General features: G+C 69.1%; 19 protein-coding genes and 1 pseudogene. 7 read left to right on the top strand and 13 right to left on the bottom strand.

Annotated elements, in window-relative coordinates; genetic code table 11:
• Positions 1–79 precede the first annotated feature (79 nt).
• Genes ACIPAE_RS36065 through ACIPAE_RS36045 form a run of 5 tightly spaced genes read right to left on the bottom strand, consistent with a single transcriptional unit; the run spans position 80 to position 4,282 of the window.
• On the bottom strand, positions 80–790 hold the full coding sequence (locus ACIPAE_RS36065; protein WP_402451156.1) for an AAA family ATPase: 711 nt from the start codon (positions 788–790) through the stop codon (positions 80–82).
• Between the two features lie 12 nt (positions 791–802).
• Positions 803–1,846 carry an AvrD family protein gene (locus tag ACIPAE_RS36060; protein ID WP_402451154.1) on the bottom strand — a complete coding sequence of 348 codons (1,044 nt, stop codon included), beginning with the start codon at positions 1,844–1,846 and terminating at the stop codon, positions 803–805.
• Entirely contained in the window at positions 1,843–2,175 is a 333-nt protein-coding gene (locus ACIPAE_RS36055; protein WP_402451152.1) for a phosphopantetheine-binding protein, read from the bottom strand. Before ACIPAE_RS36055 ends, ACIPAE_RS36060 begins: the two co-directional genes overlap by 4 nt.
• Entirely contained in the window at positions 2,169–2,912 is a 744-nt protein-coding gene (locus ACIPAE_RS36050) for an SDR family NAD(P)-dependent oxidoreductase (protein WP_402451149.1), read from the bottom strand. The genes ACIPAE_RS36055 and ACIPAE_RS36050 overlap by 7 nt, the downstream gene beginning before the upstream one ends.
• Positions 2,909–4,282, bottom strand: a complete 1,374-nt coding sequence (locus tag ACIPAE_RS36045) for a class I adenylate-forming enzyme family protein (protein WP_402451147.1) — start codon at positions 4,280–4,282, stop codon at positions 2,909–2,911. Before ACIPAE_RS36045 ends, ACIPAE_RS36050 begins: the two co-directional genes overlap by 4 nt.
• A 203-nt stretch (positions 4,283–4,485) precedes the next feature.
• Between ACIPAE_RS36045 and ACIPAE_RS36040 the strand changes: the two genes are divergently transcribed.
• From ACIPAE_RS36040 to ACIPAE_RS36030, 3 genes and pseudogenes are all read left to right on the top strand, one after another.
• Positions 4,486–4,935 carry an ester cyclase gene (locus ACIPAE_RS36040; RefSeq protein ID WP_402451145.1) on the top strand — a complete coding sequence of 150 codons (450 nt, stop codon included), beginning with the start codon at positions 4,486–4,488 and terminating at the stop codon, positions 4,933–4,935.
• A gap of 190 nt (positions 4,936–5,125) precedes the next feature.
• Positions 5,126–6,073, top strand: coding sequence for an NADP-dependent oxidoreductase (locus ACIPAE_RS36035; RefSeq protein ID WP_402451144.1), 948 nt, complete (start codon positions 5,126–5,128; stop codon positions 6,071–6,073).
• Between the two features lie 335 nt (positions 6,074–6,408).
• Positions 6,409–6,495, top strand: a pseudogene (locus ACIPAE_RS36030) (MarR family transcriptional regulator); the annotation flags it as partial.
• A gap of 353 nt (positions 6,496–6,848) precedes the next feature.
• Here the strand turns inward: ACIPAE_RS36030 and ACIPAE_RS36025 are convergent.
• The 3 genes from ACIPAE_RS36025 to ACIPAE_RS36015 all read right to left on the bottom strand — a co-directional run bounded on the left by ACIPAE_RS36025 (position 6,849) and on the right by ACIPAE_RS36015 (position 10,781).
• Positions 6,849–7,658, bottom strand: coding sequence for a class I SAM-dependent methyltransferase (locus ACIPAE_RS36025; RefSeq protein WP_402451141.1), 810 nt, complete (start codon positions 7,656–7,658; stop codon positions 6,849–6,851).
• Between the two features lie 153 nt (positions 7,659–7,811).
• Positions 7,812–9,269 carry a carboxylesterase/lipase family protein gene (locus ACIPAE_RS36020; protein ID WP_402451140.1) on the bottom strand — a complete coding sequence of 486 codons (1,458 nt, stop codon included), beginning with the start codon at positions 9,267–9,269 and terminating at the stop codon, positions 7,812–7,814.
• Positions 9,270–9,362: 93 nt separating this feature from the next.
• On the bottom strand, positions 9,363–10,781 hold the full coding sequence (locus ACIPAE_RS36015; protein WP_402451139.1) for an MFS transporter: 1,419 nt from the start codon (positions 10,779–10,781) through the stop codon (positions 9,363–9,365).
• A 190-nt stretch (positions 10,782–10,971) separates the two neighbouring features.
• Here ACIPAE_RS36015 and ACIPAE_RS36010 point away from each other — a divergent pair, with 190 nt between their 5' ends.
• Entirely contained in the window at positions 10,972–11,547 is a 576-nt protein-coding gene (locus tag ACIPAE_RS36010) for a helix-turn-helix domain-containing protein (RefSeq protein WP_366411662.1), read from the top strand.
• Between the two features lie 266 nt (positions 11,548–11,813).
• On the opposite strand, the gene ACIPAE_RS36005 is transcribed toward ACIPAE_RS36010, so the two are convergent.
• The 3 genes from ACIPAE_RS36005 to ACIPAE_RS35995 form a co-directional block, all read right to left on the bottom strand.
• Entirely contained in the window at positions 11,814–12,644 is an 831-nt protein-coding gene (locus ACIPAE_RS36005; RefSeq protein WP_402451136.1) for a dioxygenase, read from the bottom strand.
• A 183-nt stretch (positions 12,645–12,827) separates the two neighbouring features.
• Positions 12,828–13,532 carry a hypothetical protein gene (locus tag ACIPAE_RS36000; protein WP_402451134.1) on the bottom strand — a complete coding sequence of 235 codons (705 nt, stop codon included), beginning with the start codon at positions 13,530–13,532 and terminating at the stop codon, positions 12,828–12,830.
• 6 nt (positions 13,533–13,538) lie between these two features.
• Positions 13,539–14,102, bottom strand: a complete 564-nt coding sequence (locus ACIPAE_RS35995) for an NAD(P)H-dependent oxidoreductase (RefSeq protein ID WP_329364576.1) — start codon at positions 14,100–14,102, stop codon at positions 13,539–13,541.
• A 99-nt stretch (positions 14,103–14,201) separates the two neighbouring features.
• On the opposite strand from ACIPAE_RS35995, the gene ACIPAE_RS35990 reads away from it, so the two are divergent.
• Positions 14,202–14,687, top strand: coding sequence for a MarR family transcriptional regulator (locus ACIPAE_RS35990; RefSeq protein WP_329364574.1), 486 nt, complete (start codon positions 14,202–14,204; stop codon positions 14,685–14,687).
• 364 nt (positions 14,688–15,051) lie between these two features.
• Here the strand turns inward: ACIPAE_RS35990 and ACIPAE_RS35985 are convergent, their stop codons facing one another.
• Both ACIPAE_RS35985 and ACIPAE_RS35980 read right to left on the bottom strand, forming a co-directional pair.
• Positions 15,052–15,747: a hypothetical protein gene (locus ACIPAE_RS35985; protein ID WP_402451132.1), complete on the bottom strand. Its 696-nt coding sequence runs from the start codon at positions 15,745–15,747 to the stop codon at positions 15,052–15,054.
• Positions 15,748–15,779: 32 nt separating this feature from the next.
• Entirely contained in the window at positions 15,780–16,286 is a 507-nt protein-coding gene (locus tag ACIPAE_RS35980) for a sigma-70 family RNA polymerase sigma factor (protein WP_329364571.1), read from the bottom strand.
• A gap of 784 nt (positions 16,287–17,070) precedes the next feature.
• Between ACIPAE_RS35980 and ACIPAE_RS35975 the strand changes: the two genes are divergently transcribed.
• On the top strand, positions 17,071–17,205 hold the full coding sequence (locus ACIPAE_RS35975) for a hypothetical protein (protein WP_402451129.1): 135 nt from the start codon (positions 17,071–17,073) through the stop codon (positions 17,203–17,205).
• A gap of 153 nt (positions 17,206–17,358) precedes the next feature.
• Entirely contained in the window at positions 17,359–21,015 is a 3,657-nt protein-coding gene (locus ACIPAE_RS35970) for a LamG-like jellyroll fold domain-containing protein (RefSeq protein ID WP_402451127.1), read from the top strand.
• The last annotated feature ends 47 nt before the right edge of the window (positions 21,016–21,062 follow it).

The raw sequence follows: 21,062 nt of genomic DNA, 5'->3' as shown, positions 1-21,062 counted from the left end.
TCTGGTGGTCATGTGCGGGTTGTCATGGGTTGATCGTGTTCCGGACGCGGGGTCGGTGGGCCGCGGGCGGCAGGTCGGGTCAGGCGGCGGCCGCGGCGCGGTCGGCCTCCATCCGCTTGTCGATCCGTGCGTACTCCCGCCGGCCGAGAGCGATGGCCTCGTCGACCGGCATGACCACCGGAAAGCCGAACAAGTCGACGATCCTGCCCAGCCGTTCGGAGAAGGAACCGCTGATCACGTGGTACGGGATACGCAACTCGTCGAGCGTGCCGAGCAGCATCGCGTCGCACTCGTCCCGGAAGGCGGAGTTCATCGGCCGGTGACCGTCGGCGCTCAGCGGGAGTTCGTTGGCGAGGTGGACGAAGGAGTCGAACGTCGCCTTCACGTGCTGCTTGAACGCGTGTCCGTACTGGGCGACCACCGCTTCGAAGAAGCGCATCTCCGGGGTCAGTTCCTCCCTCGGTATCCGCTCCAGGTGGCTGGTGGAGGAGGGGTCCATCCCGTACGCGAGACGGGTGGCCGCGTAGATCCACTCCTGCAGCGACGAGCCGTCGGAGAGGAACCCGTCGGGGAATTGGGACTCCGCCACCGCGCGCCCGACGTGCCGGCGCATCGCGAGCTGCAGGTATTCCGCCGGGGTGACCTGGGAGAGCGTCTTCCCGGGAACGGCGAGGGGCATGATCTCCCGGATCGTGGCGGCGAGCGTGCGCGGGATGCCGGTGTAGTGCGCCAGGGTCATGACGGTCAGGGTCTTGCCGGACGAGTAGGTACCGGAAACTGCCAGCTTCAAGGTCTCGGCTCCTTACGGCGTTCTGGCGGGGGCGTCGGTCGTTTCGGTCTTCTCGGGCAGAGCGTGGGCGAGCGAGCAGCGCAGACGGATGCCGGCCAGCTCGCCGGAGATCTCGGTGTTCCGCCAGGACCTGCCGCGCAGCGGCAGGAGATGGGACGCGGTCACCTCGGTCCGCACCGGATACCGCGATCCGGACTCCACCGGGACCCGCGGACGGGTGGTGTCCAGCGAAGTCCGCAGCATCCAGAGGGTGTTGCTGTCGCTGCGCCGGATGCCGTCCATCTCGTACATCAGCACCTGCGCGAGTTGCAGGCAGGAGACGAAGCAGTCGACCGGGGAGAACACCGGAGTCGTCGCGCCCTCGACGCCGTCCGGCATCGCCCCCGGCTGCTCCATGAGCACCGAGGCCCGCGCGGACAACTGCGCGGTGTCCACCGTGACATCGGCCAACCGCTGCCCACGCAGGGCGAACCCGGCGCCGTAGTACCGCGTCCCGGCCGGACCCAGCGCGTCCTCGAGCCGCGGGAACCCGGTCGGCCGGCCGGAGCCGGCCGGGGCCGCGTGGGCGATCTCGTACCGTGCCCGCATCACACCGATGCGGCACTCGTACACCGAGACGCGGGCGCCCGGCGCCTCCGGCAGCGGCCTGGTGCCGCGGAGCCGCGCGCTCGCCGGCAGGTCGGCGAGCTCCTCCTGCGGCGTCCCGCCGGCGATGAGCGTGATCCGGCGCAGCCGGGCGGCGCGCCGCTGCTCCGGGCCGAGCCGGTAGCCGTGCGCCAGGTGGGCCTCGGCCAGTTGGAGGCCCAGGACGAGAGTGTCGATGCTGCTGACGTGCGGCGGCACATCGATCTCGTCCTTCTTTCTGGACCAGTCGCCGGGATACCCGATGGTGACCCGCGCGGTGACGACCTGGTCCGCCCCGCCGTCCGGGAGGACGCGCACCTCACTGACGTGATGAGACGCGCGGCGGTAGCCGGTCCCGAAGAAGCGCCGCTCCGCCGGGCCGAGGTACTCGTCGATCGAGTCGAGACGCAGATGGGGGGCGGTCACCGTCATGCCGGCTGCTCCGAGCCGCTGCGCAGGGCGCGTTCGTAGACGGTGACCAGCTCGTCCACCGTGCGCGCGTCCGCCAGGGTGGCGCTCCCGTCGGAGAAGGGATCGCCGCCGAACTCCGCGGCGAGCTGGATGACCAGCCGCGCCAGCATCAGGGAGTTCAGGCCGATGTCGACGAGGTTGTCGGTGCCGAGGTAGGCAGCGGCGCCCGTGCCCGGGGCGCCGTCGAGGTCGTCGTGCTGGTCGAACTCGCCGAGGTCGTCGAGGTCGTCCAGGAGGATCATGCCGATCCTCTCGCGTATCACGCTCGTCAGCTCTTCACGGGTCAACATGAGATGCCTCCGTCGATGACAAGGGACTGTCCGGTGATGAACGCGGCGGCCGGAGAGGCCAGGAAGAGGACCGCGTCCACCACTTCCTCGGCCGTGCCGAGCCGGCCCAGCGGAGTCCGCCGCTGTATCCGCTCGCGGTTGCGGTCGGTGACGCCGGCGGTCATGTCCGAGTCGAAGTAGCCCGGAGTGACCGTGCAGACCCGGATGCCCATCGGGCCGAGCTCCCGGGCCAGGCTCCGGCTGAACCCCTCCATGCCCGCCTTGGCGGCGGCGTAGGCGGCGACCCCGCGGTAGCCGCGGACCGCGTTGATGGACGAGACGTTCACGACCACGCCCTCGCCGGTCCGGCTCATCGACCGCACGCAGGCCTGCGTGAGCTCGACCGGGGCCAGCAGGTTCGCCGTCAGCGACTCCCTGACCTGGGCCGGCGGCATGGTCAGCAGGAGTCCCTGGTGCAACACCCCCGCGTTGTTGACCAGCAGGCCGATCCGGCCGAACCGCGCGTCGACGGCGTCGGTGAACTCGCGCGTCGCACCGGGTTCCAGCACGTCGGTGGACTGCCAGAAGAACGTGTCGGGGTGCGCCGCCCGCTGCTCCTCGATGAAACCGTTCGCCTTCCGGCTGAAGGTCGCGACGCGCCAACCGTCGGCCAGCAGCCTCTCCACCAGCTTCTTGCCGAGCCCGCGGCTGCCGCCGCTCACCACCGCCGTGCGCGGTTGCGCGGCCGCGGCGCTCACGACAGCCCGCGCATCTTCTTGAAGCGGTCATTGTGCTGCGGGTCTCCCGACACCTCCACGACCGCCGGAACCTTGAAGGGTTCGAGCCGCTGCCGGCACGCCTTCCTCAGCCTGCGTTCCACGCTTTCACCCGACTCGTCGGCTATCAGCCGCACGACCGCTTTCACCGCCATTCCGGTCACCGGGCTGGGAATTCCGGACACCGTGGCATCCGCCACGTTTTCGAGATCCAGCAACACGCTTTCCACTTCGGCGGGGTAGACCTTCTCGCCGCCCACATTGATCATCTCGGAACGGCGGCCGAGTATCCGGATGTAGTCGCCTTCCACCTCGACGACATCCTGCGTGTCGAAATATCCCTCGTCGTCGAACCGTGTCGGCGCGTTGAGATAGCCGAGCATCGCCATCTCGGAACGCACCCAGAGGATATCGTTGATGATCTTGTATTCGAATCCCTCGCCGCCGAGCTTGAGCCAGACCGTGTCGTTGCTCTTGGAGCGAGTGGGCAGGATGCCCAGTTCGGACAGGCCGTACGTCTGCTTGAACCGGACCGTGGGCAATGCGTCCCCGAGGTGCCGCAGCGTCCGCTGGGGCATCGGCTCGGTGCCGTACGTGACGAGTTCCAGGGACGACGTGTCGTGGCGGGCCGCCGCGCCGGAGAGCAGCGCCATGCTGAGGAACGTCGGGGTGGTCGGCAGCACTTGGACGCGGTGCCCGGCGATCGCGGCGAAGACCGTGTCCGGCGTGCGCTCCGACACGGTGACCACCGTGCCGCCCTGGCTGAGCGTGTGCAGCAGGGTGTTGATCCCGCCGATGTGGTCGAGGCTGAGGAAGGAAAGGATGCGCAGGGGTTTGCGCAGGGTCCGGTAGCGCCCCAGCACCTTGTCGAAGTCCAGCACGGACGCCTTGCTGCGCCCGGTGGTGCCCGAGCTGAACAGCACCAGCCCGGGCAGGCCGGCCAGCCGTAGCCGGTCGTACAACTCGTGGTCGGCCGTACGCCCCGTGGACGCGCCGCGCCGTCCGCCGTCGGCGCCCACGTCGAGGGTGACCTCCACCTGGGCGGCGTCGAGGAACTCCGCGCGTCTGGCTTCCGGCAGCCTCCCCAGCGGGACGACGATCGCGCCGCGCCCGATCAGGGCGAGCAACGCGGCGCAGCTGCCGGGGGAGTAGCCGCCCTCCAGGCTGACCACGGACCCCGGACCCACCGCCTGCGAATCCAGGTACCGCTGCCAGTCCCGGACGGCCTCCAGCAATTCACCGTAACGGAAACGGCGATTGTCGGAGATCAGGGCTTCGTTCGCTTCGAAGGACCGCAGTCTCTCCAAGAACCGGTCAACATTCCCGACGTTGTTCAGGTGACCACCGGTCATTCGACGTCTCCCTGTTTCCTGTTTCCCGGGTGCGGCCTGGCTCCAGTGTCACTGTTGCACCGTGCGGTCGCAACGCCTCTTCGACATGTGCCGGCGAGTTGTCGGACTTGCCCAACTCGTATCTTCCGCATTGGCTGCTCTTGGCCGTGCGGGGTGGATTGTTCTATGACTGGGTACCACCGGCGACCGAGAGGAGTCACGTCATGGCGGTCCCTTCCGGGACATCCGCGGAAGCCCGAAAGCAGCGCATCGCGATGCTTTTCGAGAACATCATCACGCGCGGCGAACTACACCTTGCGGACGAACTGTTCGACGAGGATTTCCACTGGCCGCAGTTCGACCTGCGCGGCCCCGAGGGCGTCCGGATCTGGGTCCGCGCCTTCCGTACGGCGTTCCCGGACATCAAGGACCTGGTGCAGGAGCAGATCTCGGAAGGCGATGTCGTGGTGACCCGGGTCGTCTGCGAGGGCACCCAACTCGGCCCCTTCCGCGGGCTGCCGCCGAGCGGCCGCACGGCCACCTTCGCCGCCGTCGGGATCGACCGGTTCCGCGGCGAGAAGGTGATCGAGCGCTCGGCGTGGTTCGACATGGCCGACCTGATGCGCCAACTGGGCCACAGGACGTTGGAGATCGGGCCGGCGGCGAAGCCCTGACGGGTGGCCCGGGGGCGGTGCCGGTGGCGGGGCACCCGGGGTCGCCCGGGATCGGCGGGGGTGCCGGCGTCGCCCGGGGTCGCCGGGGGAGCGGCGGGGCCGCTCGACGCACGGCACGTGGCTGGAAACTCTCAATTGGTGACCGCCGGGCGGCTGTCGGGCCGGGCGGACGGAGCGGAAGGGTGGGCGTATGACGGAGGCGACGATGCGGGCGATCAGCCAGGACGAACTGGGCGGCCCCGACCTGCTGAGGGAAGTCCGGATCGACCGGCCCGTCCCCGGACCGTCCGAGGTCCTGGTGAGGGTCCATGCGGCGGGCATGAACTCAAGTGACTGGAAGCACCGGCAGTTTCCCGGTTTCATCGGACGGCTTCCCCTGGTCCTGGGCTGGGACGTGTCCGGTGTCGTCGAGGCCGTCGGTGCCGGCGTCTCCCTGCACAAGGCCGGTGACGAGGTCTTCGGCATGCTGCCCTACCCCCACGGCCACGGAGCCTTCGCCGAGTACGTCACCGCTCCCGCCCGCGCTCTGGTGCGGAAGCCCGCCGAACTCGACCACGTCCAGGCCGCCGCGCTCCCGCTCGCCGCGCTGACCGCCCGCCAGGCCCTGGTGGACACGGCCGATGTCCGGGCCGGCCAGCGCGTCCTGATCCACGCGGCTGCCGGCGGCGTGGGCCACATCGCGGTCCAGATCGCCAAGTCCCTGGGCGCCCACGTGGTCGGCACCGCCAGCGCGGCCAAGCACGACCTGCTCCGCGAGCTCGGCGCCGACGAGATCGTGGACTACCGCACCGAGGACTTCGAGAACGCCACCGAAAAGGTCGACGTGGTCATGGACCTCATCGGCAGCGACTACGCGGCCCGTTCCCTGCGGACGCTCCGCAAGGGCGGCGTCCTCGTCTCCCTGGTGCTCTCGAACACCCGCACCTTGACGGAGGAAGCCGCCGCACTCGGCGTACGTCACCAACTGATGCTGGTCGAGGCGGATCAGGCGGGGATGCTCGCGGTGGCGGAGCTGGTCAGGACCGGCGCCCTGCGTCCGGTCATCGAGGCGTCCTTCCCCCTGGAGCAGGCCGCGAAGGCCCATGCGCTCGGTGACACCGGCCGGATCACCGGCAAAGTGGTCATCACCGTTCGCTGATCCGACCCGACCCGTCTCCCGCATTACCTTCAGCAGCCCCGGTGCCGTGTCCGCAACGATGCTCCCGAGCTGATGAGTTGAGACGTCGAACACCTCACTCAGCGGCACGGGAGCTTCGTGCGTTGCGGGCACCGGCCTCGCCACCCCAGCAAGGGCTGGACTCAGCTCACCCACAACCCCTCACGGTTCCTCGGGGGGCGGTCGCGGAGCTCCTTCCGGGTGGCCAGCCGCCGGTGGACTTGGTCTGGGACTCCAGGACCGTGCCGTCAGCGGCGCGGACGGTGACGGTGAGGGCCCACGGCGGAGGCGGGAACGAGCACGGCGGCGGCCAGTGCCAGGGCATCAGCGACGAAGAGTACGTAGCCGCGCTCAAGGTGCTGCGCAGGATGGTCGCCAACGTCGAGGGCAGCAAAGCCCCCTGACGGGCTTCTTCCTCCGGTGGAGCCCGGTTGGAGCCTGACCGGCCACTCACGCCTCCCGCGGACCCGCGCGCTGCGGTGGGGCGAACCCGGGAAGTTCCCTGTCGCCGCCCCGCCGCCCCGCCGTGTCGGTCACGGGAGAGATCGGGGTGGTGCGGGTGCGGCCCTGGAGCCCGCCGCCGCATCGACCTGGTCCGCTACCGCTTCTTCGGCGCTGACCTGCCCGAAGGCGCAGTTGGCCGAGGGCGGGCATCCGGCCCCGGTCGGCAGTCGCCGGTCAGCGGTTGGACGTGCTGTCACGCGGTGCCCGCGGGTGCTGTGCCCGCGTCGAACGTGACAGGTCACGTACCGGCCCCTCAGACTCGCCCGCTCAGAAGTTGGCAGCCCATCGGGAACGCGTACGAGCCGTCCCGACGGCGGCAGGGGGCGGCGAGTTCGGCCATGGTGCGGCGTGCCCGGCTCAGAGCGTCCTGGTCAAGACGGCGGAAGGCGTCCTGCATGGGGCCGGGGATGCTGAGGACGAAGGACCACCAGCTCTCGAAATCGGCGCGTTCGAAGGTCCAGCGCAGGGTGTGCGACTCGACCGCGGTCAGACCTGCCTCGCGGAGGACACCGTCACGTACGCCGGCAGCGGCCAGCCGGTCGAAGGCGCTGAAGTCGGGTACCTCTTCCGCGGGCAGCACGGATTCCAGGCAGCGGAGGCCGAGCCGCATGGCGGCGTGCATGTCGAGCGTTCCCCATACTGCGACGGCGAGCCTGCCGCCGGGGGTGAGTACGCGCGCGGCCTCCCGGGCGGTGCGTGCGGGATCGCCCATCATCAGGGCCCCCATGCGGGACATGACCGCGTCGACCGAACCGGTGTCCAGCTCCAGGGCGTCCATGGACATGACCTCGAATCGCACACCGTCGATTCCGAGCTGCGTGGCGCGTGCTCGCGCGGCTGCTATCTGGGTCTCGGAGATGTCGATGCCTGTCAACCGCAGGTCGGGACGCTGCCGTGCCAGTGTCACTGCCGGCTCCCCCACTCCGCATGCGAGGTCGAGCACCCTGCCCGACTCGGGGACGGCCTTGAGCGCGGCGAGCAGGCCGTCGTCGGCCCCCTGGAGAAGGGGGAGGAACCGGTCGTAGTCGGTGTCGAGATCATCGAAATCGGGCTGGTCGGACATGCTGATGGACCTCATCGGATTCGGGGTGACGGTTGGTCGCCATGTCGTTCCTGCTGAGCGCGGCAGTGGAACGTCACCAAGTCGTCCGACCTGACAGTGCGCCAGGCGGGAACACTTCAAGAACAGGGATCTGACCAGCGTGAACGAGGAAGATCAGGTGAACTTCCTGAAGTTGTTGGGGGTCTTGGCGAGGCCGTCGGAGCATTCGTAGGAATCGTGGTCGAAGACCATGGTGCGGCGCTCGTCGACGGTGTAGGCGCTCCAGCCCGGATTGTCGCCGTGCGCGAAGCGGATGAGGGCTGTGTGCATGCGCTCGGCCATGTGCTGGGGAGCGTCTGGTCCCAGTAGCTCGGGGGCCTGGGGTGCGTCCAGGTGGTCGAAGACGAAGGGAAGGTCGGCGCAGTGGGCGGCGCCGAAGAGGGGAACGGGCCGGGCGGACTGGTAGGTGTAGGTGGGGATGCCGGCTTTGGCGGCGGTGTCGGCAATGCGGCGAGCGGGGCGCCGGAAAGTGCGGTCGCTCAACGCCTGGGCGAGTGCGTGGCCGGGATTCTTGCTGCCGAGCCGGTCGAGGTAGGTGTCGAGGTCGTCGGCGGTGAGGCCGAGGTTGGCCATGCCCTTCAGGCTGGCGTCGGTGCTGGGAGCGGTGGTGAGGTCGCCGAGGATGAAGTTCCATTCCTGTGTGGTGGTGCCGATCAGCAGGGCCTCAACCGCGCCGGGGTCGGAGAGTGCTTGTTCGGGTGTGGTGGTGACGACATCGCCGTCCAGGGTGGGCTGCCAGCGCAGTGCGTCCCGGCCGGCCTGGCGGGCGCGGTCGTCGACGCTCTCGGCAAGCGCCCGCACTTCTCCGGGCAGCCAGGCTTGTTCGAGTTCCATGCGGCGCGGGGTCGGCGTGGCGGAGATGGCCTGTCGGGTCTGCGGTATGCCGAGCTGGTCCGCGAAGTCGGCGGAGAGCTGCCGCATACGCTCCAGCGGCGTGAGCAGAGGAGTCCCGGCGCTCATGACGACCAGGCGACGGAACAGGCCGCGAGCCGCTGGGGCGCCGGTCAGGGCGAGGGCGGCCGTTGCGCCGGCGGACTGTCCAGCCAGGGTGACGTTGGCGGGGTCGCCGCCGAAGGCGGCGATGTTGTCGCGTACCCAGGCCAGGGCGGCGGTGATGTCGAGCAGTGCGCGGTTGGCGACCAGGTCGTCGAGGATCATGAACCCTTCAGCGGCGACACGGTAGTTGGGGACGACGAAGACGACGCCGTCGCGGGCGAAGGAGGCTCCGTCGTACCAGGGGCTGGCGTTGCTGCCGGTGAAGAAGCCGCCCCCGTAGAGCCACACGATCACCGGGAAGGGCCCGTCGCCGTGGGACGGGGCGTAGACGTTGAGGTTGAGGGCTTCATCGCCCGCGACGACGGGGTCGGGAAAGAGTTCCTGGCCGACGTGGGGGTGAGCGGGGCTGGGTCCGGGACGTGTCGCCTCGAAGCAGGTGGTGAACTTCTCGCGCGGCTGGGGGGTGTCGAAGGCGCGGCTGGGGTAGGGGGCGCGGGCGTAGGGGACACCGAGGTAGGCGGTGTGGGCCTCGCGCGTGATTCCCACGATGGGTCCGCAGGGGGCGTTGACAGGCACGGGTTGCTTCCTTCTGACTGGTGCGGGGATTGAGGCGGGGCCACGGGGTGGGGGCCGGGGTGAACGGGGTCTCCACCGTGGTGGCGGTATGGCTCAGTCGGCGGCCGCCGGGTTCGTCGCGGCCGCGGTGCCCGGGGCGGGCTTGAGCCGCAGGGCCAGGGCGGCGGTGGCGAGGCTGAGGGCGGCGAGCGCGTAGAAGGCGACGTGGTAGCCGTCCACGACGGCCGAGTTGCCGCTGCTGGTGCTGTGGCTGGTGACGGTGGCGGCGATGGTGACGAGGACAGCCAGGCCGAGGGCCGCGCCGAGTTGACGGCACATGTTGATCAGCCCGGAGGCGACGCCGGCGTTGCGGGGGTCGATGCCGCTGGTCGATGCGACGATCGCGGGCATCATCGTCAGGCTGGTGCCCGCACCGACGACCACGGTGGGCAGCAGAACGTGGGCGACGTAGTCGGAGTGGGCGGGAAGCTGCCCCACCCACACCAGGCCCGCAGCGGCGATGGTCCCGCCTGTCACCACCAGGCGGCGGGCTCCGACGAGGGGGATCAGCTTCTGGGACAGCAGTACTCCGACGCTGATGACCGCGACCATGGGGAGCAGGGACAGTCCGGCGCGCGCGGCGCCCTGTCCCAGAACCTGTTGCAGATACAGCGAGAGGAAAAACAGCGGTGCGGTGAGGACGGCGCCCATGCACAGCGTGAGGACGTTGCCCATGCGCACGTTGGCGATGGAGAAGATCCCCAACGGGACCAGCGGCTCACTGGTGCGTCGCTCGATGGACACGAACGCCGCGAGCAGGAGCGCACCGGCCACGAGCGCGACGATCACGCGGGCCGCTCCCCAGCCCGCGTCAGGTGCGGCCGAGACACCGTAGACGAGTGCCGCGGCCGACAGCGTCACGGTGATCGCGCCGGGAAGGTCGATCGGGGAGCGCCGTTGTCCGGTCGCGGTCGGTGCCAGGCACGTCAGGCTCGCGATCAGCAGGCCGACGCCGATGGGCACGTTGACCAGCATCACCCACCGCCAGCTCACCGACGCCAGCAGTCCGCCGACCACGATGCCGGCCGCCCCGGCGCTGGAGGCGGCAACGCCCCACCACGTCATGGCGCGGGTGCGCTGAGCGAGCTCGCTGTGGCTGGCGGTGATCAGGCTCAGGCTTGACGGTGCGAGCGCCGCCGCTCCCGAGCCCTGCACCACCCGGGCCGCCAGCAGCATCCAGCCGTCCTGCGCCAGGCCGCCGGCGAGGGACGCCACCGAGAAGACGACCAGACCGATCTGGAAGACACGGCGGCGTCCGAACAGGTCACTGGCCCGCGCGGCGAAGAGCAGCAGACCGCCGAAAGCGACCAGGTAGCCGTTGACCACCCACTGCTGGGCGGAGGGCGACAGGCCCAGGCCCGACTTCATGGCCGGCAGGGCCACGTTCACGATGGACGAGTCCAGCACCACCATGAACTGCGCCACGCACGCCACGGCCGCGACGGCCGCGAGCGCCACACCGCGCTTGGCCACCCCGTGTGAGGGACCCGCCTCTGACGGCGCGGATGCGCCGGCGTCTGGGAAGGGGTGTGATCGGCTGGGCATGGCTCTGCTCCTCGAAGTTTCCGGATAGCCTGTCCGCTAAGCGTAGGGCGATACCGGATAGGCTGTCCACTTGGGAGGTGCGGGCCCTGGCGGGCGTACCCGAACACGAAGAGCACGCGTGGAGGAGTTCATGGAGGCGGGCAACACGGCGTTCCCCAGGCGGCGGGCAGCCGCGGAACGCAATCGCGACAAGATCCTCGACGCGGCCCGGGAGGCGTTCGCCGATCCTGTCCCCGACATCTCCATGGCGGAGATCGCCCGTCGCGCCGGGGTGGGTATGGCCACCCTGTACCGCAACTTTCCCGGCCGGCAGGAACTCCTGGAAGCGCTCTACGCGGACGAGGTCGATCAGATCTGCGCCGCGGCAACGATCGAGCCTGGCCAGACGCCCGCGTCAGCTCTCATCGCCTGGCTTCGTCTGCAGATCGCGTTCATTCCGCACAAACGGCTGATCATTTCTGAACTGCTGGAGCACACCGACCGGGACGGCATCACCAGCCACCGTGGCCGAGCCATCGAAGTGGGTCGTCCCCTGCTGGCCGCGGCCCAGGAATCAGGACAGATCCGTGACGACCTCACGCTGGAGCAGGTCTTCGACCTGATCGTCGCCATCGCCAAGGTCAACGAATCGCCCGACTACCTGCAACCCCTCTTCGAGACCGCCCTCGACGGCTTGCACCGAACGACGGCATGACGAAGCCGTCCGGCGGAGCCCCCTTCGAAGGCTGCTGGTGAGGTGAGACGTGGCGCACCGTCGGATTCGGACCCGGGGGAGACGGCCGCGACCGTGCACGTGCGGACGAGTCGCGGTGCCCGTTCGCGCAGTGAAGTGAGCTCCCGCGCGTCTTCCCGGAGGGAGATGGCCTCGTCGGGGCCGAACCGAGTCGAGGGGACGAGGGCCGGGCCAAGGCCGCCGAAGAAGCCCTCGTGCCGCGCGGAGCGGCATAGCCGCACCTGGCATCAAGCGACTTGGAAGGATCGCTTGGACAGGCCGAACCGGTAGCCCTCGATCGTATTCCGTACGGGTGCTCCGGCGGCGGTCGCGGCTCCGAGGGTGACGAACATCGGCGTGTAGTGCTCGACGGTGGGGTGCGCGTAGTGCACCGCGGGGGCGAGGCTGCGGTAGTCGGCCAAGGTGTCGACGTCGCCACGGGTGAGGGCGTCGGCCGCCCAGGCGTCGAAGTCGGCGGACCAGGACGGAACGACGTTGTGCACGAACTGGTCCCGGGTGAGAAAGGGAACCCCGTGCGTCATGTAGCCCGACCCGACCACGAGCACGCCCTCCTCCCGCAGGCCCCGCAGCCGGCGGCCGATGGCCATCAGCCGGGCGGGGGAGTGGGTGGGCAGGGACATCTGCAGGACCGGGACGTCGCCGTAGGGGTACATGGTCTTCAACGGGACCCACGCACCGTGGTCCAGGCCGCGGATGGTGTGCTGGTGGACCGGTTCGCTGTCGGGCATCGAGGCCGCGACCCGGGCGGCCAGTTCGCCGGCGTCCGGTGTTGCGTAGGTCATCCGGAAGTACCGGTCGGCGAAGCCCCCGAAGTCGTAGACCAACGGTGTGGCCGGGCGCGTCGCCGACAGGCTGAGCGGCGCGGATTCCCAGTGCGCGCTGACGATCAGGATCGCGGTCGGCTTGGGCAGCGCCTGGGACCAGCCGAACAGCTCGCTCATCCAGACCGCGTCCTCGAACAGCGCCGGAGAGCCATGGCTGAGGTAGAGCGCGGGCATCGGACCCTCGGCCGGCGTCCAGGGACGCTGACCGCGACTGGCGGGAGCCTGCTCGACCATGAACCGGTCGTAGGCAACGGCAGGATCGGCAGCAGCATTCATACGTGTCCTCGCTGGGTGTTCCGGGGTGACTGACTCGTGTTCGGAGCCGGCGGGGTCGGCGCGGGCACTCGCCGCCCAGTGGCTCGCGCCGTCCTTCTCCGGGTGGGCGCAGGTCGCGCCCACGGTTCCTTTGAGGACGGTCTATTCCGTCCCGGGCAGGTGCCGGGCGAGCTGTCGCATGAGGGCCGACCCCCCGCGTTGGCGAGCAGCACGACCTCGCCCCGGTGCCCCAGGACGAGTTGCCGCCCGGGGAACTGGTCGAAGACGCCGGCGATGATCATCCGGAGCACGGTCGGCCCGGTGTCGTAGTGCCGGCCGAACGCGCAGGTGGCCGCCATGTCGTCCACCGGCGCGCCGAAAACCGCGGAAGTAGGCCTTGGTGACAGCCGGGAGCGGAACGTTGGGGTGCGCGTAGACGGGCTCGCGCAGATCCTCGGCAGCCTCGTGGACGTCCCAGAATTCCGGCGCGTCCAGAGCCCGGCCATCGGAGTTCGCGTTGACCAGCGTGCCGTTGAGCCCCGGTTCGGTGACCGCGCGCCGCGGTTCGGCGGCCGCGGCCGATGGAGCGGAGGCGGCGATCGCGTCGTTCGTGGGCGTCCGCACGGCAACCGCCTCCGCCGTGTCGAGGTTCTGCGGCCCCGGCGTCGTGAGGGACAGCACCGACACGTCGATCCCGGCGTCGTCGATCGCGGCGATGCGTTCGCTGTCGAGGTCCGGCAACGCCGACGTGATGTCACTGGCGACGGCCCACTTCATCATCGGTTCGGCGAGCCGGGGGTCGCGCCGCTTCCACGCCTCGACCACGTCGGTGGTGACGAAGTGCTCCTCAAGACCGCGGAGCCGCATCGGGGCTCAGCTTCGGACGGACGTGAGTGCGCGGGCCCAGGACTCCAACTGGTCGAACAGGACGGATGCGGCGTCGTCGTGTGTCGGGGAGGGCTTGAACACCGAGAAGTTCTCGAAGTCGGTGAGCAGCGAGAAGCTCAGCTGCTGGCGTACGTGGGCCAGTTGCAGTTCGCTCGCGATCGCCCGCAGGTGCTCGATCGCCCGCGCTCCGCCGAGCGAGCCGTACGACACGAAGGCGGCGGCCTTGTTGTTCCACTCGGCGTAGAGGTAGTCGATGGCGTTCTTCAGCACACCCGAGGTGGAGTGGTTGTACTCCGGGGTGACGAAGACGTACCCGTCGAACTCCTTGATCTTGGTGGACCAGGCCTTCGTGTGCTCGCCCGCGTATACGCCCCGGCTCGCGGGCACGGCCTCGTCCAGGTGCGGCAGCGGGTAGTCGAGCAGGTCGATCAGTTCGTAGTCGGCATGGGCGCGTTCCTTGGCCTTGGTCAGCACCCAGTTCGCCACCGCTTCGCCGTTACGGCCGGGGCGGGTGCTGCCGAGGATGACGGCGAGCTTCAAGTTGCTCATGGACGGTCCTTCCGATCCGGTCACGCTTGAATATTCAAGTGAAACCCTAGCCCGCCTTACATGAAGATTCAAGTCAGTGTCTCTCAGTAGACTGCGCACATGTCTGTTCCAGGGGAGCCAGAGGGCTCCGGGTCACGCTGGCTCACCGGTGACGAGCTGACGGCGTGGCGCGGGTTCGTGAAACTCCTCCAGCGACTGCCGGCGGCGCTGGAGTCGCAGCTCCAGCAGGACTCCAAGCTCAGCTTCATCGAGTACCACGTGCTGGCGCACCTGTCCGAGCAGCCCGAGCGCCGTACGAGAATGAGCGAGCTCGCGGACTTGGCCAACACGGAACTGTCCCGCCTGTCCCACATGGTCGGCCGGCTCGAGAAGCGCGGGTTCGTGCGCCGAGAGCCCGACCCGCACAACGGGCGGTACACGCAAGCGATCCTGACCCAAGCCGGCTACGCCTACTTGGCAGAGGCGGCACCCGGACACGTGGCCCGGGTGCTGGACCTGTTCATCGACGTCCTGGACCCGGACGAACTCCGCACACTGCACCGGATCTCCGACAAGGCCCTCGCCCGCATCGAGAGCGCAGGCTGAAACGGCGAGTCACCCCCCCGCCGGATCGCGGTCGCCCCGGTCTGGTGGACCCGGGCGGGCTTGCAGCCCATGCTGCGGATTCTGTGCGGTCGGCCAATGCGTGAGCCCGGGTCGCGGGCACCGACGGCACTGACGGCACTGACGGCACTGACGGCACCGATGACACGGGACGGCTGCGGCATGGGCCCTCACCGGCGCCGCCGAACGGGCCGTGTCGCCCGGTCGTCACGCGACCGGGCAACACGGCCCACCTGTCATTCACCTGGGGCTATCGACCCCACTCCCGGTCACTCCTGGGGAGCGGCGTCGTCCTGGTCTTCGGCGGACGCGTCGGCGTCCGGGCCCCTGGGGCACGGCAACGGCATCACCCCTTGCCCGCGGTCGCCTTGCCGGTGGCGGTGACACCGTCCGCGAAGGTGACGATCTGCTGCTTCGTCAGCCCGAGCCGGTCCGGGACCTGCACCTGGAGCCGGTGCCCGGCGGCGTCGGACCACATCAGCCACATGGCCTGCTTGTCCTGCGTGACGCCCAGCTTCCCGGCCCGACCGTCGATGTTCACCTTCTCGGGCCGCTCGTTCGCGGGGAACTGCGCATCTCCCGTCAGCGTCACGGCGATCCCGCGGTCGAAGGCCACCTGTGCGGTTGTCCCGCGGGCGACGATGGTGCTCGTGTCCGTCCCGGGCGGGACGGCCAGGAAGGCGTACGGCGTGGACGAGACCACCTTCCAGCCCTGCGGAACGGTGCGGACCTCGAAGCCCGCCGGCTGGGCGCCGTGGTACGAGGCCAGTTCCACCGTCACCGACGTCGGTCGCCCCGCCGCCGTGGACTGGGCCCTGGACTGCGTGCCGGAGCCCGACTCGCCTCCCATCGGCACAGCCACCGCCATGACGGCCGTGGCGGCCACTGCGATCACACCGGAACCCACGAGCCGGCGCCGCCGGCCGACCAGCGCCCGTCGCCCGCGAGCGACGTCCGCCTCGACGACGGCCGGGTCGACCGGCTCCGCCCCCGAAGCGTCGGCGACCCGCAGTTCGCTCAGCATCTCTGCCATGTCACGCATGACTTCTCTCCTCAATCCTTCGGTCTTCCTCGTCACACGAAGTCGTGGGCGTGCTTCGGGTACATCTCGCGCAGGCGTTCCAGGCCGCGGGCGGTCTGGCTCTTGACGTTGCCCTCGCTGCAGCCCATCGCCGCGGCGGCCTCGGCCGTGCTGAGCCCTTCGACGCAGCGCAGCACGATCGCCGCCCGCATCCGTTCGGGCAGCCTGGCCAGCAGCGCCATCAGCGGTGCCCCGTCGCGGTACTGGGCGTCGACTGCCGCGACCTCCGGCAGCTGGGCGGACACCCGTTCCCGGCGGCGGAACAGACTCCGCCGGTCGTCTATCGCCGCGTTCACTACGCAGCGCCGGGCGTAAGCCGCCACGCTGTCGGAACGCAGCCTCGGCCATCGCAGGTACACGCGCGTCAACGCGGTCTGCACCACGTCCTCCGCCTGGGCGTGGTCACCACCCAGCAGGAACGTCGCGACACGCACGAGCGAGGCGCGCTGCCTCACGACGAACTCGGTGAACTCACGATCTCGCTCGACAACACCCTTCACAGACACACACCTTTCGCTTCGGCTCCGGCCGGCCGGACACCCCTTGTACGAAGGCGCGTGGTCTCGGCGTTGCATGCTGACCAAGGTTTCTCGACTTGCCCGTCAAGCGGGGCGGGAGAGGGTCCGTGGGGCGGGCGTGTGCTCCGATCGGAACGTGGCGCCGTTGGCGCGCACGATCTGGCCGCACCGTCCGGGCCCCTCCGACAGCAGCCGGCCGACCGCCCGGGCGACGTCCTCGGGGCAGCCGAGGAGGATGCGTGGGTGTTGTGGTGGGTGTTTCCCACTGACCGCTGTCACCAAGGCGCTGGCGCCCAAGCAACCCAGCCGTCCGGCCGACGAGGCGTCGTTTCCGACTTCCGACGAAGGCGCGGTGATGTTCCACTCGCATCCGAAGGAGCTCAGCGTTTGGTGCCGTGCGGCGCCCGAGCGCCGCTGCGGGCCCGAGCTTCTCCGAGCGGCAGCGGCGACGCAATCGTTCGGTCAACTCATGCCGACATCGTCCGCCGGGTCGCGCAAGCCTGTCGATCCGCAAGAGGTTCCGGAATGCACTGCGCGGGCGACTCGCCGCACGCTGCTCAACCGTCGGACCGGGGAAGGCGCAAGGGGGCATCCCGTTGTCTCCCTCACCCACACAGCGCAGCGTATGGCGGCTGAGCGCTCCGCCGACAGGGTAGATCCGTCCCGCTCGACGCCCGTCGCAGTGCTCTACGTGCTAGGAGGCTGCACGGAAAGTGACTGTGGAGATCCTACAAACTGCGACCCACGTGAAGCCCATTCTCTAGGAGTGACGACCCTGGGCGAACGCGCCGCAGCAGCCCTCAAACAACGCTGGGCCACCCTGCGGCACATCACCCTGAGCACGACCCGCATCGGCGACATCACCAAAGCCGCCCTCGCCCTCACTACCGCATGGGGATGAACCGGTGAGAAAACCTCACTGTGGTCGTCTGGTGGGCATGTGCTGGTAGTTGCGTGGCGCACCCTTGACGTTCTGACTGCGTGCTGTCAAGATCCCTGACGCTCGGTGTGCGAGCTGTGTTCTGTCCGTGGGGGGATTGTGAACGTGCGTGGGGTGGGGCATGCCGTGCGGCGGTTCGCCGTGGTCGGTGTGTTGGGCGCTTTGGCATGGTCGGGGGTGTCGCCGCTGCCTGCGGCAGCGGACGATCCGTCGACTCCGACGTCCGAGGCGGAGCAAGCGCTGGCGGATGCTCAGGCGTCGGGGCAGCAGGTAGAGGTGGTCGGTCAGCGGACCGAGACCACGACGACCTATGCGAACCCGGACGGGCTGACCTTCACCCTGGACCAGGCGGTGCAGCCGGTGCGGGTGCGGACCGCGAACGGTTCTTGGACCGCACCGGACCCGACGTTGTACTTGACCTCGGGCGGGTCGGTCGCACCGAAGGCTGCGGCAGTGGACCTCACCTTCTCGGACGGTGGGAGCACCCAGCCGCTGGTGTCGATCGGGCGCGACGGCAGGTCGATGGCGCTGACCTGGCCGGGCGCGCTGCCCACGCCAGTTCTCGATGGTGACAGCGCGGTGTACGCCGAGGTCTTCCCTGGTGTCGACCTCCGGCTGACTGCCTCGGCGGAGGGCTACCACGAGGTGTTGGTGGTCAAGACGCCAGCGGCTGCGGCTGACCCGCGCGTGAAGCAGGTTCAGTTCGGTATGCACGCTGATGGCCTGCACGTGAGAGCCACCTCTGCCGGCGGCCTGAGCGCCACGGGGGCTGACGGGCAGGAGGTGTTCACCTCGCCTGCCGCGCAGGTCTGGAACTCCCTGAGCGACGATGGATCGGGACAGCAGACTGCTGGTGCAAGTCCGTCGGAAACTGCTGCCGTGCGCAAGGCAGATGGCCCACAGAGCGATAGTGGCAAGGCCGTTGCGACGTCCGCGGACTCGGCTGATGCCACTGACGGTCCCGCGCCTGGTGCGGGTCTGGGTACGGCGAAGCAGTCAGTTGCCGGGGCCGCGCTGACCGTGACGCCCGATGCCGATGTGCTGGGAACCACGGACCAGAACGCTTTTCCGATCTATGTCGATCCGGACGTGTCGCTGAGTTCCGGTGCACCGCAGCGGACGCTGCTGCGCAGCGACGGATACACCGACTACGGCTGGGGCAACGGCAGCGACAAGACCGGCGAGGGCGACGGGCACTGCGGTACGTGGGACGGCTACTACTGCGGGCCGGGCTACACACAGCGGCTCTACTTCCAGTTCACGCCGAGCGCGCTCAAGGGCAAGAAGGTGCTGGGAGCCACGTTCCGGGTGACGTCACCGTGGGCGTTCCAGTGCGATCCGCGCTGGACGGACCTGGAGCGCACCAACAACTTCTCCTCCTCCACCTCCTGGTCGTCCAAGCCGAAGGAACTGGATCTGATGGTGGACCGGAGCTTCTCGGCGGGCCGCGGCTCGTCGTGCGATCCGGACTCGCCTGCTGCGCCGATCGAGTTCGCCGACAACTCGGCCGAGACGAACGAGAACCTGACGCCGACGGTGGCGAGCTTCGCGGCGGGCAAGTTCAGCAAGCTGACGCTGGAACTGCGAGCTCACGACGAGTCGGACACCTCGGCGTGGAAGCGGTTCAAGAACGACGCAGTGCTGTCCGTGAACTACGTCGGTGTGCCGGCCCTGCCCACGAAGATCGGCATCATCACCAGTACCGGTACGGTCTGCTCGACCAACAATTCCGACCCGGCGATCATCTCCGACCCCACCCCGGCGTTGACCGCGACGGCGCAGACCGCTTCCGGCGGTGAGGCCGGTGCCCGGCTGCGGGTGGCCTTCAGCGTCGACAAGTACACCAACTCCACCTGGTCGAGCGCCTTCAGCGATCTGGTGCGCCCGACCAGCGGGTTCGTCGGCGACAACGCCAACTTGGGAAGCGTGCCGGCGCCTACGTTGTCTGACGGCACTCTGTACCGGTACAGGGCGTGGACCAGGTCGTACTACGACAACCAGTCCGACTACATCCCAGGGCCGTCGAATGCCTCGACCACAGGCTGGTGCTACTTCAAGATCGACTCCACTGCACCGAAGGCGCCTACGGTGACCTTCACGGGGACGTACACCGAGTGCCTGCCCGGCGCGTGTACGCCGCAGGGGGGACCGGGCGTTTCCGGCACCGTGAAGTTCGCTGCCGCTTCGGGCGACACCGACACCGGGTATGAGTATCAGCTGTCCTCCGATTCCGCCTGGAAGACGCTGGGTTCCGGGGTGACGACGGCCACGATCCAGCCGCAGATCTCGGGCACTCTACGGATCGACGTCCGTGCAAAGGACAGCTTGGGGCGGTGGGGCGCCGACACCGTGAAGGACTTTCTGGTCGCGGCCGGTGCCGGGCCGGTCGGACAGTGGCACTTCGACGAGGACTCGGACCAGGCGCTCGACTCGGCCAGCAGCGTCGTGGCGCAACAGCACAACGCCACACTGTCGTCGACGGGTGCGGTCCGCGATGGCTTCGGCCGACGCGGCGATCTTCCGGCGGCTGACGGTTCGGCTGCCACCACGCCTGACAAGGGCTTGCATCTGAACGGCGCTACGGGTTATGCGGCCACCTCGGGGCCGGTGCTGGAGACTCGATCGGCCTACACGGTGTCTGCGTGGGTGCGCCTGGAGGCCAACAACCACAATGGCATCGTCCTGTCGCAGGACGGCAGCCAGTACAGCCCATTCGTGCTGAGTTATGACCTGGGCCACGGGACGTGGCTGTTCGGAGTGAAGCAGCAGGACGCTGACACAGGCACGGCCTACTACGGACTGGTGGCAAACCAGCCCGCCCGCATCGGTGTGTGGACGCATCTCCTGGGGACCTACGACCCTGGTGTGCCGGGAGCGTCTGATCCGGTGAGCAAGCTCTACGTCAACGGCGTCCTGCAGGGCACGGCGCACCCCACTGGTACCTGGGCAGCCACCGGGCCGTTGCAGATTGGCCGCTACAAGTGGGCTGGCACGTATGAGTACAACTTCCCGGGCAGTATTGATGAGGTCAGGGTCTGGCAGCGCACGCTGACGGATGATGAGGCCGCCACCGAGGCACGCCAGTTGGATGCGGATGGCAAGGGTCAGGTGGAGCTGGTCGGGTCCTGGCAGCCCTCCGGCTCTGCGGGCACCTCCGTGGTTGATACGACGTCTGGTTATGGCCGCTCGTTGGGCTTGACCGGTGGTGCGTCCTTGACCGACGACGGGTTGGTGCTGGATGGAACGAGTGGTGCTGCCGCGGTGCCGGGGCCGGTGGTGGACGACACGGGATCGTTCACCGTCACCTCGACCGTCGCGCTGGACAGCCAGGCACTAGCCTCCGAGCCCGACGGGTACATCGCGCAGGTCGTGGGGGAGCGCACGGCCGGTGGTTCAGCGTGGGGGCTGTGGTTCGAGTTGAAGGCCCACGATGGCAGCATCCCCCTGGGCGTGTGGCACTTCGGGCGCCTGAACGCGGACGGCACGTTCACCGGCGTCACATCCGATGACGTGGCCGAACTCGATTCACCCGTCCAACTCACGGGTGTTTTCGATGCCCAGAGCGGTGTAGTGCGCCTGTATAGCGGAGTGATCCAGAACGGCACGGACACGCCCTTCACCCCCGCCGACGGGACCGGTGATCTCGCTGTTGGGGAGGGTCCGTCCGGTACGGGTTGGGGCCACTACCTGCCCGGTGTCGTCTCCGACGTGCGGATCTGGGCTGGTGCGATGTCCGACGGAGACCAGATCGCCGTCACGGTCGGGGACTGAGCCGTGCGCGTCTCGCCGTGTATCGCTGTCAGCACCACCGACCAGCG

The sequence above is a fragment of the Streptomyces sp. NPDC087270 genome, assembly GCF_044744625.1.
Taxonomy (GTDB): domain Bacteria; phylum Actinomycetota; class Actinomycetes; order Streptomycetales; family Streptomycetaceae; genus Actinacidiphila.
This window is presented reverse-complemented; position numbering and strand designations above follow the sequence as displayed.